Below are 16,105 nucleotides of genomic sequence, written 5' to 3'. Positions count from 1 at the left end.
TGTCATTGCCCCTTCGCGCGCACGACAGCGACCTCGGTCGGAGTGACCGGCTTGGCGTGGTTGCCCCACGAGCTGCGCTCGTAGTTGACGATGTCGGCAATGTCGGCGTCGCTCAGCTGGCCGGCGAACGGCGGCATGGCGCTGTCGTATTTCACGCCGCCGATGATGACGCCGTGCGCGCCCTGCAACACCGTGTGGATGTGCAGGGTCGGGTCCTCATCGTCCACCGCGACATTGCCCTTGAGCGGCGGAAAGGCGCCGGGGATGCCGGTGCCGGTGGCCTGGTGGCAGGCGGAACAATTGGCGGTGAACAACGCCTCGCCCTTGCTCGCCACGTACTGGTACGCACCGGCCGGAGCAGTCGCCGGCGCAGGTCCGGCCTTCGCCATCGGCGCCGCGTTCGTCGCGCCGCCCATGCTGCCGTTCATCGTGTAACCCGGGATCGGCGTCTGCTTCAGGGACAGCAGATAGGCAACCAGCGCCCTGGCCTGCGGCGTGGGGATCACCTTGCCCGTCGTCGGTGCAAAACCTTCCGGAATCGGCACCGCGGTCTCGCCGGGCGGCACCTTGTCCACCACGCGGAACAGGAACTTGAAGTTCGGCATGATCGACTCGGGCACCACGGCGCGCGGGTCGAACAGGTGGATGTACTGCCACACGTCGCTCGGCTTGCTGGCGCCCACGTTGGCGAGATCCGGGCCGGTGCGTTCGGAACCCAGCAACTCCGGCGTCTGGTAGACGAAGTCGCCCGGGGCGGAAGGCCGGCCGAACACCTTGTCCTCGTCCAGCGGGCGTACCTGTTGCGTATGGCAATAGCTGCAGCCGTTGGCGACAAAAACCGTGCGGCCTTCCGCCTGCAACGCGGTCAGCGGTTCCACGCCCGGGCCCGCCGGTGTGCCGGACAAGTCGATCGCTGGCAGCACCGCCACCAGCAGCACGATGACGATGTAGATGCCCAGCGCCCCGCCGGCGATCAGCAGGAGCTTTTTCATGCCGTGACCTCCCCGGTGGCGTCGGCATCGAGCACCGGCGAGGCGGCATTGCCGGGCTGGCCCGAGGTCATGCGCCACACGTTCCACGCGAACACCAGGTGCGAGCCGAACATCAGCATCCCGCCCACGCCACGCCACACGTAGTACGGCTGCATGTCCACCACCGACTGGATGAACGGGAGGCCGTGCAGCCAATCCAGTCCCTGCACCGTGCCGCCGATCGACAGCGAGATCACGTAGATGAAGCTGCCTACCAGCGCCATCCAGAAATGCGCCGCCAGCCCGATGCGTCCTGCGGTCTTGCCGGTGGCCAGCGGCAGCAGCGCGTAGATGCCGCCCCACAGCGCGAACGTGACGAAGCCGTACATCGTCAGGTGCGAATGTCCGACCGTGAAGTTGGTGAAGTGCCAGATCGCCTGCATCGAGCGGAACGCCTCGACCGTGCCCTGGGTCGAGCCGAACAGATAACCGATCACCCCCACGAAGATGAACATCAGCGGGTAGGAATGGATCATGTCGCGATAGCGCCCGCGCATGGTCAGCAGGTAGTTCGCGCTGCCGCCCCACACCGGCACCAGCATCGCCACGCTGAACACGATCGCGGTGGTCTGCAGCCACCACGGCAGCGGACTGAACAGGAAATGGTGCGCACCGAGCAGCGGATAGAACAGCAGGTTGGTCCAGAACGCGAACACGCCAAGCGCGTAGGAATAGATCGGTCGGCTCAGGATCTTGGGTATCGCGTAGTAGAACGTGCCCAGTGCCAGAGGCGTGAACCACATGCCGACCGCGTTGTGCATGTAGAAACCGGAGATGGCCACCTGGCCCAGGCCATGCTGGTACCACGGCAGCACGCCCACGGTGGCGATCACGCACGTCCACAACACGCCGGCGATGGTGTACCAGTTGGAAAGATAGATGTCCTCGCTGCTGCGCCTGAGCACGGTGCCGATGAGGTTCCATCCCGTCACCAGCAAGGCGGCCAGGAAGATCAGCCGGATCGGCCACGGCCATTCGCGATATTCCAGATCGCCGTCGTTGCAGCCCAGGTCCAGCGCAATCGTGCCGGCGATCGCGGCGAGGTTGAACAACGCCAGTCCGAGCCACGCCAGCCGGGTGCTGTATAGGCGCGTGCCGCAGCTGCGCGCGGCGATGTAATACGCCACGCCGACCAGGCCGATGCTGGCCCAGCCGTAGAACGTCGCGTTGGTATGGATCGGCCGCAGGCGACCGAAAGTCAGGTATTTGGCCGCCCAGAAGTCCGGTGCGCCGAACTTGAACGCCAGCAGCAGACCGACTGCCGTGGCAATCACCAGCCAGATCGTGGCGGTGGTGACGTACGCCGTGAATACCGCCGTCAACGCACGGTCGTCTTCCGCCTGTCCGATCGCGCGGGGTGCCGCTGCGCTTGCCTGCATCGTTCCATTCCGTCGAATCCGGTATGGCGCCCACCCGGGCGTCGAGCCCCATGACCATAGGCCTCGATCTCCGGTGCGGCATTGATCCAGATCAGGTCTCGCCGGCAGTGGCGCCGCAAGAATCGCCCGGCTGCGACGCGGTGGGCGAAGGCGCCGTGCCCGCGCTGACGACGCGGGTACGCGCAACTTGTTGCGCCGCATGTACACCGCGCGCACCGAGGCGCAACAGCGTCTGCCGCAGTGCCAGCGGCTTGAGCGGCTTGTACAGCACACCCGCGCCGGCATCGAGCAGTTGCTGGCGCAGTTCGCCGTCGCGGTCCGCGGTGAGCATCACCGTGGGTACGTCAGGGTGACCTGCCGCGAGTTGTCGCCAGACATCCAGGCCGTTCTGGCCGCCATCCAGATGGAAGTCCAGGATGTTGACGTCCGGCCGCCACGGCACCGCCAACGCCTGCGCCGCGTTGCGCGCGGCGTACACCTGCCAGCCCCAGCTGGCCAGCAGCGTGGTCAGCGCCGCCAGCGCCGCCGGTTCGTTGTCCAGCACCAGCGCGCGGCCCGCCGGCAGCGGCTGCATGGTGTCGGGAGAGGGCGCGCGGTGCGGCGTGGGCGGTGCCAGCGGCACCTCGAGATGGAACACGCTGCCGTGCCCCGGCGACGAGCGCAGCCCGAGCGGATGGCCGAGCAGGTCCGCCATGCGCTGTGCGATCGACAGGCCCAGCCCCAAGCCCTGCCCTCCGGCCGTACTGCCGCGACGGAACTCCTGGAAGATCAGTTGCTGCTCCTCCGGCGCAATGCCGCCACCGGTATCCCACACCTCCAGCCGCAGCATGGCGCCGCGCCGGCGCGCGCCGAGCAGCACGCGGCCGTGGCCGGCATGGCGCAGCGCGTTGGACAGGAAGTTCTGCAGCACCCGCCGCAACAGCTGCGGATCGGACTGCACCCATGCCCGCGTACTCACCACGCGCAACCGGACATCGCGATCGGCGGCCATCGCGCGAAACTCGGCGCCGAGCGGATCGAACACTTCGGCCAGCGCAAACGCGCGCAGCTGCGGATGCAGGCGGCCACCCTCCAGCCGCGCCACGTCGAGCAGCCCGGTCAGCAAGCCCTCGGTGGCGGCGAGCGCGCCGTTGAGGTGCTGCGCCGTGCGGCTGTCGCCACTGCGCTCGGTCAGCGCATGCGCGAACAACTGCGCCGCATGCAGCGGCTGCATCAAGTCGTGGGTGACCGCGGTGAGGAAGCGACCCTTCGCCTCGTTGGCCGCCTGCGCATCCGCCGAGGCCAGCGCCAGTGCACGGGTGCGCTCATCCACGCGCAGTTCCAGTGTCTCGTTGACGCGCTTGAGCGCCGCCTCGGCCTGGCGGAACGCGGTGACGTCGGTGAAGGTGGCCACGAAGCCACCGCCGGGCATCGGATTGCCGCGGACCTCCACGATCCTGCCGTCGGGAAAACGGCGCTCGGACAAATGCCGGGTGCCCGCGCGCATGTGCTCCAGCCGGCGCTGCACGCGTGTCTCGACCGCCCCGGGGCCGAGCATGCCGGCCGCGATGTTGTGGCGGGTCAGCTCGGCGACCGGGCGGCCCACCCGCAACATGCCCGGTGGATAGTTGAACAGGCGTGCATACGGCGAGTTCCACGCCACCAGGCACAGCTCCGCGTCGACCACGCAGATGCCCTGGCTCATGTTCTCCAGCGCCGCGCCCAGCACGCGCTGATTGAAGCGCAAATCCTGCGCCGCCTCGCCCACGATCGCGACCACCGTATCGAGCTCGTCGCGGCCCTGCCGATGCGCCACTTCCAGCAGCAGGCGCGCCGAGGCGGCGCCGATCACCGCGGCCAGCTCGTGCTCCACCTGGTTGACCCGCGCGGTGCCGGACGAGCCGCTGGCTGGCGCACCGTCGAACAGATGCTCGACACGCTCCGGCGGCAGGAAGCGCGCCGCCAGCGCACGCAGTTCGGCGACGTCGACATGGCCGACGCTGACCGCCCGTCCGCCCTGCCCGTAGCGCGAGCCGGCAACGGCCAGCATCACCGCCGCGTTCGCCGCCAGGCTGACCACCACGGCGCGACCGAGGCGGTTCCAGTCGCCCAGGCCGAGCAGGTCGTCCGGCGCCAGCCAGTGCACGCCGAACGGTCCCTCGCGCAGCCACGGCAGTGACGCCGGCAGCAGCGCCGGCAACACCGCGTAGATCCACACCACGGTGCCGGCAGCCAGCCCGGCCATCACCGCGCGCGAGCCCAGTTGCGGCCGGTACATCGCCGCAAGCACGGCCGGCGTCAGTCCGGCCAGCGCCGAGAACGAGATCGCGCCGATGTCGGCCAGGGCCTCGTTGCGCGCCAGCAGGCGGCTGTATGCCCACGCCAGCAGGATCACCACCACGATCGCCACGCGCCGGTAATTGAGCAATGCCCCGCGCAAGTCGACGCGCTCGCCGCGCCCCCAACCCGAACGCACGCGCAGCGGCGCGATGAAATGGTTGACCACCATCAGGCTCAGCGTCAGCGTGGCGATCACCACCATGCTGGTCGCCGCGCTCAGACCGCCGAGAAACGCGACCAGCGCCAGCCCCCGCTCGCCCTGTGCCAGCGGCAGGGCCAGCACGTACATGTCCGACGACACCCCGCTGGGCCCGAGCAGCGCATCACCCAGCCGCGCCAGCGGCAGGATCGGCAGCGAGATCAGCAGCAGGTACAACGGAAACAGCCAGCGCGCGGTGCGCAGGTTGCCGTCGCTGCGGCACTCCACGATGCCGGCGTAGAACTGGTGCGGCATGGTGAACATCGCCAACGCGCCGAGCAGGATCAGCACCGGGAAGCCGCCGCTGTCCGGCGGCCCTGGCACATGCGCGGGCAAATCCGCCGGCAGCGCGGCAAACAACAGGCTGCCCAGCGCCAGCATTGCGCCAAGCTTGAACAGCGACTCGAACGCCATCGCCAGCACCAGCCCGCGATTGTGCGCCATGGTCGAGGCGCGCCGCGTACCGAACAGCATCGCGAACAGCGCCATCAGCAAGGCCACGTACAACGCGCTGTCCTGCCACGGCTCGGATTCGGCCAGTTGCCCCTGGCTGAGGATGCCGTAGCTCATCGCCACCGCCTTGAGCTGCAGCGCGATGTACGGCACGATGCCGATCACCACCACCGCGGTGACCAGCGCCGCCAACCCCGAATGCCGGCCCAGCCGCACCGCGATCAGGTCGGCCAGCGAACCGGCGTTGTACTCGCGCACCAGCTGCACCATCCGGCCGAGGAATTTCAGCGCGAACAGGTACATCACGATCGCCCCCACGAACGTCGGCGGCAGCCACCAACCGGAGCGGCTGGCCTGGGTGACGGTGCCGTAGAACGTCCACGAGGTGCAGTGGATCGCCAGCGACAGCGCATACACGATCGCCCATCGCTTCTCGAAAATGTGCGGCCGCCGCTCGCCCAGCAACGCCACCCCGAACAGCAGGCCCAGCCAGCACAGCGCCGCGATCGCGATGACGCTGGAGCTCAGCATGGCGTCTGTGCCCTTGCTTGCGGGGGCGACCCCGGCCGCGATGCGTTAGTCCCGATGTGCCATGTCTTCAAAACGAACAGCTTTCGTACGCCGGTATCTGCAGGAGCGGACGGGAACAAGAGCATCGCGCGCGAGCGCGCTCCCACAACACTGCCGAAGCCGTCCGCATGGGGGGCCATCAATGACCGGCAGGCAAGCCCAGCGCGCGCGCCGCGTTCACCAGCCAGCGCAACTGCACGCCCTGGCGTGTGTCGTAGTCGGCTCCCGAATAACCCCACCAGTCCCAGCATGCCTGCGGATTCAAGGGCGCGAAACTTGCGCGTGTCTGAGGATATAGCACGGCCACGTCGTAGACGTCCGCCCAGCGATTGAAGCCGGCGTCCTCGACGAAGGCCTTGCCCACGGCGGCAGCGTTCTGCTTGCAGCCGTGGAAGGCCACCATCAGGCCGCAGGGTTTGCCGGCGAGGCAGGCGGCGGGCAGGTAGACGTAGCCGGTGTCGGCCAGGAAGGCGTCGGCGTCACCGGGACGCAGGGCGTCCTGGTCGAAGCTGCGCAGTTCGCCGTGTGCTTCGCCCGCCGCGTGGGCCGGCTTGCCGAACATCTGCGCAAAGATCTCGCCGGCGGCATCGAAACCGCAGTGGCCCAGGTAGGGCGACACCGACTTGTCGCAGTCGTCGCCGCGGCCGGCCACCGGCAGGTTGTGTGCGAACGCGCGATCGCCATCGTCGCGCACCCGCATGCCCGCGAGAGCGGGGGTTCCGTCGCGCAACTGCTCGTAGAAACGGGCGCCGGCCTCGGCCACGGCCGGCGCCACCAGGGCGTCGTCCCTGCCGTGCAGCAGGTAGACGCGGGCACGCGCGAGATCCTTCAGGGAGCCGATCTCGCCGGCGGCCGAACGCCGGCGAGCCTTGGCCACCAGCGCACCGACATCCGGTGCGGGCGCGCCCTTCATGCAACTGCCGAGCGCCGCACCGAGCTGGCCGCCGGCGCAGCCGTAGGGACCACCGGCGACCAGGGCCGCGTTCGGGAACAGTTCCGGATACGCCAGCTGCACCTGGCTGGCCATGTACGCGCCGGACGAAAGGCCGACCACGGCGGTGCGCGCCGGAACGATCTTCAACCGGGGCAATGGCGGGGTGTCGCCCGCCCGCGCGACGGTGGCGAGCAGCAGCAAGGTCACGAAGCCGAGGGTCTTGCGCATGCGTGTTCTCCGTTTGGCCAGCCGATGCCTGGCGGCGAGCGTGGTCCCGACGCCGACCGGATGCGCCGGCGCATGAAAAAAACCCCGCGGAAGCACGCCGGCACTTCCGCGGGATGGGGAGGAACCGTGTCGTCAGAACTTGTACTTCGCGCTCAGCGTGACCATCCGCGGGGCGCCGTAAAAGCCCGTGTAGATGCCCAGCGCACCAATGTTGTAGCCGGTGGTGCGGTAGGACTTGTTGGCCAGGTTGGTGCCTTGCAGGCTGAGCGACCAGGGCTGGTTGACCTGCCAGATGACGCCGGCGTTCCACAGGCCGTAGGCGGACTGCGCGATCAGCGGCGACAACGTGGTCTCCGGATACACCATGGTCTGGTAGGTGTAGTTGATCCGCGCCGAGAGGTTGCCGCCGTTGGCCAGCGGCGTGCTGTTTTCCAGCGAGAGGCCGCCGGACCACTCCGGCGCGTTGGTGAACTTCTGCTGGTCGGCGACGTTGACGCCGCCAGTCATGTACTTGGTGTACCTGGTATGCAGGTAGGCGAAGTTGCCGCTGAAGGTCCAGTTCTCCGACGGCTTCCAGGCGAATTCCTCCTCCAGGCCATCGATGTGGCCCTTGCCGGCGTTGGTGAAGTCACCGAAGAAACCCTGGCTGCCGTTGGCCTGCGTGTAGGAGCTGAACACCGACAGCTGGATGTCCGAGTAGACGTTGCGGAACATCGCCGTGTTCATCATCAGCGCGCCGTCGAAGAAACTCATCTTGCTGCCCAGCTCGAACGACTGCACCTTCTCGTCGTCGATCGGGCGGCATGAAGCAGGCACCGCCACGCAGTTGGCGCGGATGTTGTAGCCACCGGAGTGGAAGCCCTCCGAGTAGCTGGCGTAGAGCTTGACCTGGTCGCTGACGCTCCAGTCCAGCGAGACCTTGGGCGACACGTTGCTGCTGGCGTGCGAACCGCTGAAGTCGGCCAGCGTGGCGATCGGCGTGGTGAAGGTGTCGTCCGCGTAGCCGTAGTTCCGGATCAGTGCGGTCTTGGTCTCGTGGGTGTAGCGCAGACCGACGTCCAGGCTCCAGCTCGGACTGATGTCCCAGGTGAAGTCGCCGTAGCCGGCCCAGCTCTTGGTGCCCATGCGCCCGCCGGTGCCGCCGAATTGGGTCAGGCCCAGGGTGGAATACGGCGGCGAGCCGAGGAAGATGTTCTTGATCTGGCCGTCGGCATGACCGTCGAAGTAGTACAGGCCGAACACGCCGTGCACGGTGCCGCCGGCATCGTAGTTGGCCTGGAATTCCTGGGTGAACTGGTGGTCGGCGTAGACCGCGTTCACGTCGGCGATCTTCTCCGGCAGCGTGTCGAAGTCGATGTTGGTGTCGGTGTGGGAACCACGCACGGCGGTGACGGATTTCAGCGACCAATCCTGGCTGGCGATCCAGTTCATGGTCAGCGCGCTGCCGTAGAGCTTGGTGTGGTTGACCTGGGGGAAGCCGCTGCGGGTGTCGAAATCGCTGTCCAGCGGCTGGTAGGCCGGGTCGAGCTTGTTCGCCACGAGCATCTTGGCGCCGCGCGGGTTGGAGTTGTCGCGCACGCCGTCGACCGACAGCTGCACGTTGAACGTGCTGGACGGGAAGAAGCCGATCGTGGCGCGCGCGGCGTTGGTGTTCTTGTTGCCGTTGCGGCTGCCGGTGAGGATGTTCTCGCCGAAGCCGTCGTTGTGGCTGCTGGCGTAGGCGATGCGGCCGCGCCACATCTCGTCGGCGCTGGCGCCGCCCAGGCTCGCCTTGACGTCCTTCTCGCCATGGGTGCCGCCGGTGACTTCCACCGAACCCTCGGCTTTCACCGGCAGCGGATTGGAGACGTACTTGATCGCGCCGCCGATGGTGTTCTTGCCGTACAGCGTGCCCTGCGGGCCGCGCAGCACCTCGATGCGGCTGACGTCGAACACGTCCAGCACCGCACCCTGCGGACGGGCCAGGTACACGTCGTCGAGATAGATGCCCACGCCCGGGTCGAAGCCCCAGGTCGGGTCGGCCTGGCCGACGCCGCGGATATAGGCGGTGAGCGTGGTGTTGGAGCCGCGCGCGGCATAAATCTGCAGCGAGGGGACCTTGCCCTGCAGGTCGGACAGGCTCTGCACGTTCTGCCGTTCCAGCGACTGCGCGGTAAAGGCGCTGACCGCGATCGGCACGTCCTGCAGGGTTTCTTCGCGCTTGCGTGCGGTGACCACCACGGTATCGAGCTGCTTGGCGTTCTTCGGCTTGGCGGTATCCGTGGCGACCGGGGCGTTGTCGGCTTGTTGCGCGTGAACCGGCAGGACATGGAACAGGCCGGTGGCCAGTCCGATCGCCAAACTCAAAGACGTGAGCTTCATGATTTCCCCTCGCAGTGAAGCCCACATCGACGATGAAGGCTGATGCGGGCAGATTAGGCAGCTGCCGGCGCAACGGCACTTGTACCTTCGTACAGTGCCCGATGCCGGAGCAGCCGCGGATACTCGTGCCTTCGCCGAGTCCCGACCACCGCCAAACTGGGGAGCCACTACGGATGGCATTTCTGATCGTGCTGGCTGCGCTGTGCTTCCTGATGTTCGCGGCCTACCGCGGCTACAGCGTGATCCTGTTCGCCCCGATCGCCGCGCTGGGCGCGGTGCTGCTGACCGAGCCGGCGCTGGTGGCGCCGATGTTCACCGGCCTGTTCATGGACAGGATGGTCGGTTTCCTCAAGCTGTATTTCCCGGTGTTCATGCTGGGCGCGGTGTTCGGCAAGCTGATCGAGCTGTCGGGGTTCTCCAAGTCGATCGTGGCGGCGACGATCGGCCTGGTCGGGCGCAGCCGGGCGATCCTGTCCATCGTGCTGGTGTGCGCGCTGCTGACCTACGGCGGCGTGTCGCTGTTCGTGGTGGTGTTCGCGGTCTACCCGTTCGCGGCGGAACTGTTCCGCGCCAGCGACATCCCCAAGCGGCTGATCCCCGGCACCATCGCGCTGGGCGCGTTCACCTTCACCATGGATTCGCTGCCCGGCACGCCGCAGATCCAGAACATCATCCCCACCGCGTTCTTCGGCACCGATACCTGGGCCGCGCCGTGGCTGGGCACGATCGGCGGCATCTTCATCCTGGTCGTGGGCCTGGGCTATCTCGACTGGCGCCGGCGCAAGGCCGCGGCAGCCGGCGAGGGCTACGGCAGCAACCTGGTCAACGAACCGGAGCCGTTCGACGCCACCCGCCTGCCGCATCCGCTGATCGCCCTGCTGCCGCTGGTGCTGGTCGGCGTATGCAACAAGCTGTTCACCGACTGGATTCCGCACCTCTACGGCGAGACGCAATCGTTCCTGCCCAGCGTGGTCGGCAGCGCCAGGCCGGTGGTGCAGGAGGTGTCCAAGGTCGCCGCGATCTGGGCGGTCGAGGGCGCCCTGCTGGCAGGCATTCTTTGCGTGCTGGTGTTCGCCTGGCGTGCAGTGATGGGGCGGCTGGCCGCAGGCACTCAGGCGGCGGTCGGCGGCGCCTTGCTGGCCTCGATGAACACCGCTTCGGAGTACGGCTTCGGCGCGGTGATCGCCGCCCTGCCCGGCTTCAAGCTGGTGGCCGACGCGCTGCACACCATTCCCAACCCGCTGGTCAACGAGGCGGTCACCGTCACCGCGCTGGCCGGCATCACCGGCTCGGCCTCTGGCGGCATGAGCATCGCGCTGGGCGCGATGGCGGAGACCTTCATCCACAACGCGAACGCCGCCGGCATCCCGATGGAGGTGCTGCACCGCGTGGCCGCGATGGCCTCCGGCGGCATGGACACCCTGCCCCACAACGGCGCGGTGATCACCCTGCTGGCGGTCACCGGGCTGACCCATCGCCAGTCCTACAAGGACATCTTCGCGATCACCGTGATCAAGACCCTGGCCGTGGCCGTGGTCATCACCGCGTACTACCTGCTGGGCGTGGTCTAGCGCACTCCGCCCGCCGCTTGAACCCTGGGACGGCGCCCGCCTCGGGCGATGACCGACCCGTGCCACCGGCCGTTCGCCGAGGCGGGTGGTGTCGCGTGCCTTGACCGGCTGTCGCACGGGTGCCCACACGCGGGCGCACAAACCCGTATAATCGACCGGTTAACCCTCAAATTACCCACGTGGTGGCTGCACGCGCCACCCGAGTCGATCCCATGTCCATAGAAAATCTGCGCAACATCGCCATCGTCGCCCACGTCGACCACGGCAAGACCACGCTGGTGGACTGCCTGCTCAAGCAGTCCGGCACGCTCAACGAGCGCACCGTGCTGGCCGAGCGCGTGATGGACTCGAACGACCAGGAAAAGGAACGCGGCATCACCATCCTGGCCAAGAACACCGCCATCACGTGGCGGGGCAACCGCATCAATATTGTCGACACGCCCGGACACGCCGACTTCGGCGGCGAGGTCGAGCGCGTGCTGTCGATGGTCGACTCGGTGCTGATCCTGGTCGACGCGATGGACGGCCCGATGCCGCAGACCCGCTTCGTGACGCAGAAGGCGTTCGCGATGGGCTTCAAGCCGATCGTGGTGATCAACAAGGTCGACCGCCCCGGTGCGCGCCCGGAGTGGGTCGTCGAGCAGGTATGGGATCTGTTTGACCGCCTCGGCGCCACGCCCGAGCAGATGGAGTTCCCGATCGTCTACGCCTCGGCGCTGAACGGCTATGCCGGCCTGGACGAGAACGTGCGCGAGGGCGACATGACCCCGCTGTACGAGGCGATCATGCAGCACGTCAGCAAGCCGGACGTGGATCCGGACGGCGCGTTCCAGATGCGCATCAGCCAGCTCGACTACAACAACTTCGTCGGCGTGATCGGCATCGGCCGCATCCAGCGCGGCACCCTGAAGAAGAACATGCCGGTGGCGGTGATCGATCGCCACGGCAAGAAGCGCCAGGGCAAGGTACTGCAGGTGCTCGGCTTCCTGGGCCTGGAGCGGATCGAGCAGGAAACCGCCGAGGCCGGCGACATCGTGGCCATCTCGGGCATCGCCGACCTGACCATCTCCGACACCATCTGCGCGCTGGACACGCCCGAAGCGCTGCCCGCGCTGACCGTGGACGAACCGACGATCTCGATGACCTTCCAGGTCAACAATTCGCCGTTCGCCGGCAACAAGGATCTCTCCGGCGGCAAGTTCCTCACCAGCCGCCAGCTCAAGGACCGGCTGGAGCGCGAGCAGGTGCACAACGTGGCGCTGAAGGTGGAGCAGGGTTCGGACGCCGACAAGTTCCTGGTCTCCGGCCGCGGCGAGCTGCACCTGTCGGTGCTGATCGAGAACATGCGCCGCGAAGGCTACGAACTGGCCGTGTCGCGCCCGGAAGTCATCATCAAGGAGATCGACGGCCAGAAGATGGAGCCGATCGAGCAGTTGGTGGTCGACGTGGAGGAAATCCACCAGGGCGGCGTGATGGAGAAGCTGGGCATGCGCAAGGGCCAGCTGAAGAACATGGAATCCGACGGCAAGGGCCGCGTGCGGCTGGATTACGAAATCCCGGCGCGCGGCCTGATCGGCTTCCAGAACCAGTTCAAGACCCTGACCCAGGGCTCGGGCCTGCTGTTCCACGTGTTCGACCACTACGGCCCGAAGGAAGAAGGCCAGATCGCCAAGCGCCAGAACGGCGTGATGATCGCCAATGCCGGCGGCACCACCCCCGCCTATTCGCTCGGGCCGCTGCAGGATCGCGGCAAGCTGTTCGCCGCCGAGGGCGACAACGTGTATGAAGGCCAGCTGGTCGGCATCCACGCCAAGGACAACGACCTCACCGTCAACGTGATCAAGCCCAAGCCGCTGACCAACATGCGCGCCTCGGGCAAGGACGACGCGATCCAGCTCACCCCCGCGATCAAGTTCACCCTGGAACAGGCACTGGACTTCATCGACGACGACGAGCTGGTCGAGGTCACCCCGAAGGAAATCCGCCTGCGCAAGAAGCACCTCACCGAGATCGACCGCAAGCGCGCCTCGCGCAGCTGATCCGATCGCGCCGCGATACGGCGATGGCGGGCTTTGCCCGCCCCGTGGTCCGCGCTGCTCTGCAGGAGCGCACGTTGTGCGCGATGCCCTTCGTCACGTGACGGAAGGCGTCGTGCGCAGGGCGGGCAAAGCCCGCCATCGGCGTTCGAGAGATGGCCGGGGGCGGTGCCCGCCCCTACGACCCGGGACCTTCAAACTCGCGGATCGTAGTTCGCGAAGCTCTTGCGCAACGCCTCGTAGGCCTTGCGCTGCGCGTCGCTGTCGGCCGCCGGCGTGCGGATGGACAATTCCACCAATTGGTCGCCGGGGTTGCTGCCCGGCATGCCGCGCCCCTTCAGCCTCAGCTTGCGGCCTGACTGCGAGCCGGCGGGGATGCGCAGGTCCACGGTGCCCGCCAGCGTCGGCACCGGTACGGTCGCGCCCAGCGCGGCTTCCCACGGCGCGATCGGCAGCACGTGGACGACATTGCGACCGTCGAGGCGAAAGCGCGGGTCGTCACGGATGATCACTTCCAGCAGCAGGTCGCCCTTGGGTCCACCGCCCATGCCCGACTGACCCTGGCCCGAGAGACGGATCACCTGGCCGCTCTGGATGCCGGCGGGGATCTTCACCTCGAGCACGCGCTCGCCGCCGGACGAATCGTGCATGGCCAACCGCGTAGGGCCGCCGTCGAAGGCGGTCTGCAGGTCGATCTGCACCGAGGCCTGCACGTCCTGCCCACGCCGCGGCCGCGGCTGGCCGCGATGGCCGCCATGCGCAGCGCCGCGACCGAACAGGCTTTCGAAGAAATCGCTGAAATCACCGGCGTCGCCACCGAAGCCCTGTTGCTCCTGCCAGCCCGGCGGCGGGCGGAACTGCTCGCCCTGGCGATAACCGCCGGCGCGCAACTGGTCGTAGGAGCGCCGCTTCTCGGCGTCCTTCAACACCTCGTTGGCTTCGTTGACCGCCTTGAACTTCTCCTCGGCGCCCGCGTCCTTGTTCTTGTCCGGGTGGTACTTGCGCGCCAACTTGCGATACGCCGCCTTGATGTCGGCCTCGCTGGCGTCAGGCTTGACGCCGAGGATCTCGTAATAATCTTTGAATTCCACACCCGCTCCTTTTCGTCGGTACCGCAGCCTGAAAGGCTGCGCCCCGCCGCGGAGCATTATCCACGACGGGGCGGGTCTTCATACCGCGTTGCGTGTGCAGCGCAGGTCAGTTGCCGGTGTCGATCGCGATGCGACGCGGCGTGGTTTCGGGCTTCTTCGGAATCGCGATCTCCAGCACACCGAAACGGCCATGCGCGCTGATGTTCTCCGCGTCGGCGCTCTCCGGCAGCGAGAAGCGGCGATGGAAGGTGCCGTAGACGCGCTCCTGCCGGGTCAGCCTGCCGCCGTCCTTTTCGTTGTCGACGGTGCGTTCGCCCTTGATGGTGAGGATGCTCTTGTCCATGCTTACCTCGATCGTGGACGGGTCCACGCCGGGCACGTCGACCAGGATCATGAAGCGCTTGTCTTCCTCGCGGATGTCCACCCGCGGCGCCCACTGGCTGGTTTCCACGGTGGACTGGTCATTGTCCCCGGCGCCGAAAAAGCGGCTCATGACCTGGCGGAAATCGTCCGGCGTACCGAACTCGCGGTTCCACACGGATTGACGGCTCACGTTCATTTCAGTGCCTCCTCTGACGGGTTTGCGGCGTGATCGCCGCCTGCTCCGGAAATAGGTGCTCGCCGCGGCGATTCAAGGCACCCGACCGCCAAAACCACTAGCATGCAAGCGTTGTTCACCATTGAGCGATCCATGACCATCCAACCCGGGGACACCCTGCCCGACGTCGCGATCAAGATGATCGACGGCGACATCCGGCCCGTGCACACAGGCGCGCTGTTCGGCGGACGCAAGGCCGTGCTGTTCGGCGTGCCTGGCGCGTTCACGCCGACCTGCTCGAACCATCACCTGCCCGGCTACGTGGCGGCGTTCGCCGAGTTCCAGGCGCGCGGCATCGCGGTGATGTGCCTCGCGGTCAACGACGCCTACGTGATGCAGGCGTGGGCGGCTGCGCAGCACGTGCCGCGCGGGTTGCTGATGCTGGCCGACGGCAACGCCAGCTTCACCCGCGCGCTGGGCCTGGAACTGGACGGCAGCGATTTCGGCATGGGCATCCGCGCGCGCCGGTTCGCGCTGTATGCCGAGGACGGCGTGGTGCGCGAACTGCAGCTGGAAGCGCCGGGCGAACTGCGCGTGTCCACCGCCGAGGCGATGCTCGCGGCGATCGGCCAGGCGCCGGGTGCACCGCACGGCGGCTGATATGCTGCGCCGATGGATATCGTCAACAACCCTGCCGTGGCCCGCATGGCCGAGCGTTTCCGTGGTTTCCTGCCGGTCGTGGTCGACGTGGAGACGGGCGGCTTCGATGCCGAACACGATGCGCTGCTGGAAATCGCCGCGATACCGCTGCGCATCGACGAGGCCGGCTTCCTGAGCACCAAGGAGCTGGTCACCACCCACGTGGAGCCGTTCCCCGGCGCCAACCTCGATCCCCGTTCGCTGGAGATCACCGGGATCGATCCGGACAATCCATTGCGCGGCGCCCTGCCCGAACGCCAGGCGCTGGACCACGTTTTCCAGGTGGTGCGCGAGGCGGTGCGCGAGGCAGGTTGCCAGCGGGCGATCCTGGTCGGCCACAACGCCGCCTTCGACCTGGGCTTTCTCAACCAGGCGGTGCGCCGCTGCGGGTACAAGCGCAATCCGTTCCATCCGTTCAGCTGTTTCGACACGGTCAGCCTGGCCGGCCTGGCCTATGGCCAGACCGTGCTGAGCAAGGCAGTGCTGGCGGCGGGCTTGACCTTCGACAGCCGCGAGGCGCATTCGGCCGTCTACGACGCCGAGCGCACCGCCGAGCTGTTCTGCAGCATCGTCAACCGCTGGCGGCAACTGGAGCTGGTGGAACGGGCGAGCCTCGACCTCGGCGCGTCCGCTGCCCAAGGTGGCGACGTCCCGATCGCCTGACGGGCCACCCGCGGAACCGGCGGCACGCGGATT

General features: G+C 67.5%; 11 protein-coding genes. 4 read left to right on the top strand and 7 right to left on the bottom strand.

Going from position 1 to position 16,105, the window contains the following annotated elements:
* Window positions 1-2: 2 nt before the first annotated feature.
* The 5 genes from ACFCQI_RS15645 to ACFCQI_RS15625 all read right to left on the bottom strand — a co-directional run bounded on the left by ACFCQI_RS15645 (window position 3) and on the right by ACFCQI_RS15625 (window position 9,474).
* Window positions 3-992 (bottom strand): cbb3-type cytochrome c oxidase subunit II, encoded by a 990-nt coding sequence (locus ACFCQI_RS15645; RefSeq protein WP_395118226.1) that lies wholly within the window; start codon window positions 990-992, stop codon window positions 3-5.
* The gene (locus tag ACFCQI_RS15640) at window positions 989-2,410 is read right to left on the bottom strand and encodes a cbb3-type cytochrome c oxidase subunit I (protein ID WP_395118224.1); all 1,422 of its coding nucleotides are present in this window, start codon (window positions 2,408-2,410) and stop codon (window positions 989-991) included. The genes ACFCQI_RS15645 and ACFCQI_RS15640 overlap by 4 nt, the downstream gene beginning before the upstream one ends.
* Before the next feature lie 91 nt (window positions 2,411-2,501).
* Window positions 2,502-5,912, bottom strand: a complete 3,411-nt coding sequence (locus ACFCQI_RS15635) for a PAS-domain containing protein (protein ID WP_395118222.1) — start codon at window positions 5,910-5,912, stop codon at window positions 2,502-2,504.
* Between the two features lie 178 nt (window positions 5,913-6,090).
* A complete protein-coding gene (locus ACFCQI_RS15630; RefSeq protein WP_395118220.1) occupies window positions 6,091-7,113 on the bottom strand; it encodes a PHB depolymerase family esterase in 1,023 nt (340 codons plus the stop codon).
* A gap of 132 nt (window positions 7,114-7,245) precedes the next feature.
* Entirely contained in the window at window positions 7,246-9,474 is a 2,229-nt protein-coding gene (locus tag ACFCQI_RS15625; RefSeq protein ID WP_395118218.1) for a TonB-dependent receptor, read from the bottom strand.
* A 173-nt stretch (window positions 9,475-9,647) separates the two neighbouring features.
* Between ACFCQI_RS15625 and ACFCQI_RS15620 the strand changes: the two genes are divergently transcribed.
* On the top strand, window positions 9,648-11,045 hold the full coding sequence (locus tag ACFCQI_RS15620; protein ID WP_395118216.1) for a GntP family permease: 1,398 nt from the start codon (window positions 9,648-9,650) through the stop codon (window positions 11,043-11,045).
* 212 nt (window positions 11,046-11,257) lie between these two features.
* Window positions 11,258-13,084, top strand: a complete 1,827-nt coding sequence (gene typA / locus ACFCQI_RS15615) for a translational GTPase TypA (RefSeq protein WP_395118214.1) — start codon at window positions 11,258-11,260, stop codon at window positions 13,082-13,084.
* A 191-nt stretch (window positions 13,085-13,275) separates the two neighbouring features.
* On the opposite strand, the gene ACFCQI_RS15610 is transcribed toward typA, so the two are convergent.
* Together ACFCQI_RS15610 and ACFCQI_RS15605 are read right to left on the bottom strand one after the other, a co-directional pair.
* Window positions 13,276-14,172 (bottom strand): DnaJ C-terminal domain-containing protein, encoded by an 897-nt coding sequence (locus ACFCQI_RS15610; protein ID WP_395118212.1) that lies wholly within the window; start codon window positions 14,170-14,172, stop codon window positions 13,276-13,278.
* A gap of 106 nt (window positions 14,173-14,278) precedes the next feature.
* Window positions 14,279-14,731: an Hsp20/alpha crystallin family protein gene (locus tag ACFCQI_RS15605; protein ID WP_395118210.1), complete on the bottom strand. Its 453-nt coding sequence runs from the start codon at window positions 14,729-14,731 to the stop codon at window positions 14,279-14,281.
* Between the two features lie 132 nt (window positions 14,732-14,863).
* Between ACFCQI_RS15605 and ACFCQI_RS15600 the strand changes: the two genes are divergently transcribed.
* Both ACFCQI_RS15600 and rnt read left to right on the top strand, forming a co-directional pair.
* Complete coding sequence (locus ACFCQI_RS15600) at window positions 14,864-15,370, top strand: peroxiredoxin (protein ID WP_395118208.1); 507 nt, start codon at window positions 14,864-14,866, stop codon at window positions 15,368-15,370.
* A gap of 12 nt (window positions 15,371-15,382) precedes the next feature.
* Window positions 15,383-16,072 carry a ribonuclease T gene (gene rnt, locus ACFCQI_RS15595; protein WP_395118206.1) on the top strand — a complete coding sequence of 230 codons (690 nt, stop codon included), beginning with the start codon at window positions 15,383-15,385 and terminating at the stop codon, window positions 16,070-16,072.
* The last annotated feature ends 33 nt before the right edge of the window (window positions 16,073-16,105 follow it).

The sequence above is a fragment of the Rhodanobacter sp. FW102-FHT14D06 genome, from assembly GCF_043950705.1.
Lineage (GTDB): Bacteria > Pseudomonadota > Gammaproteobacteria > Xanthomonadales > Rhodanobacteraceae > Rhodanobacter.
This window is presented reverse-complemented; position numbering and strand designations above follow the sequence as displayed.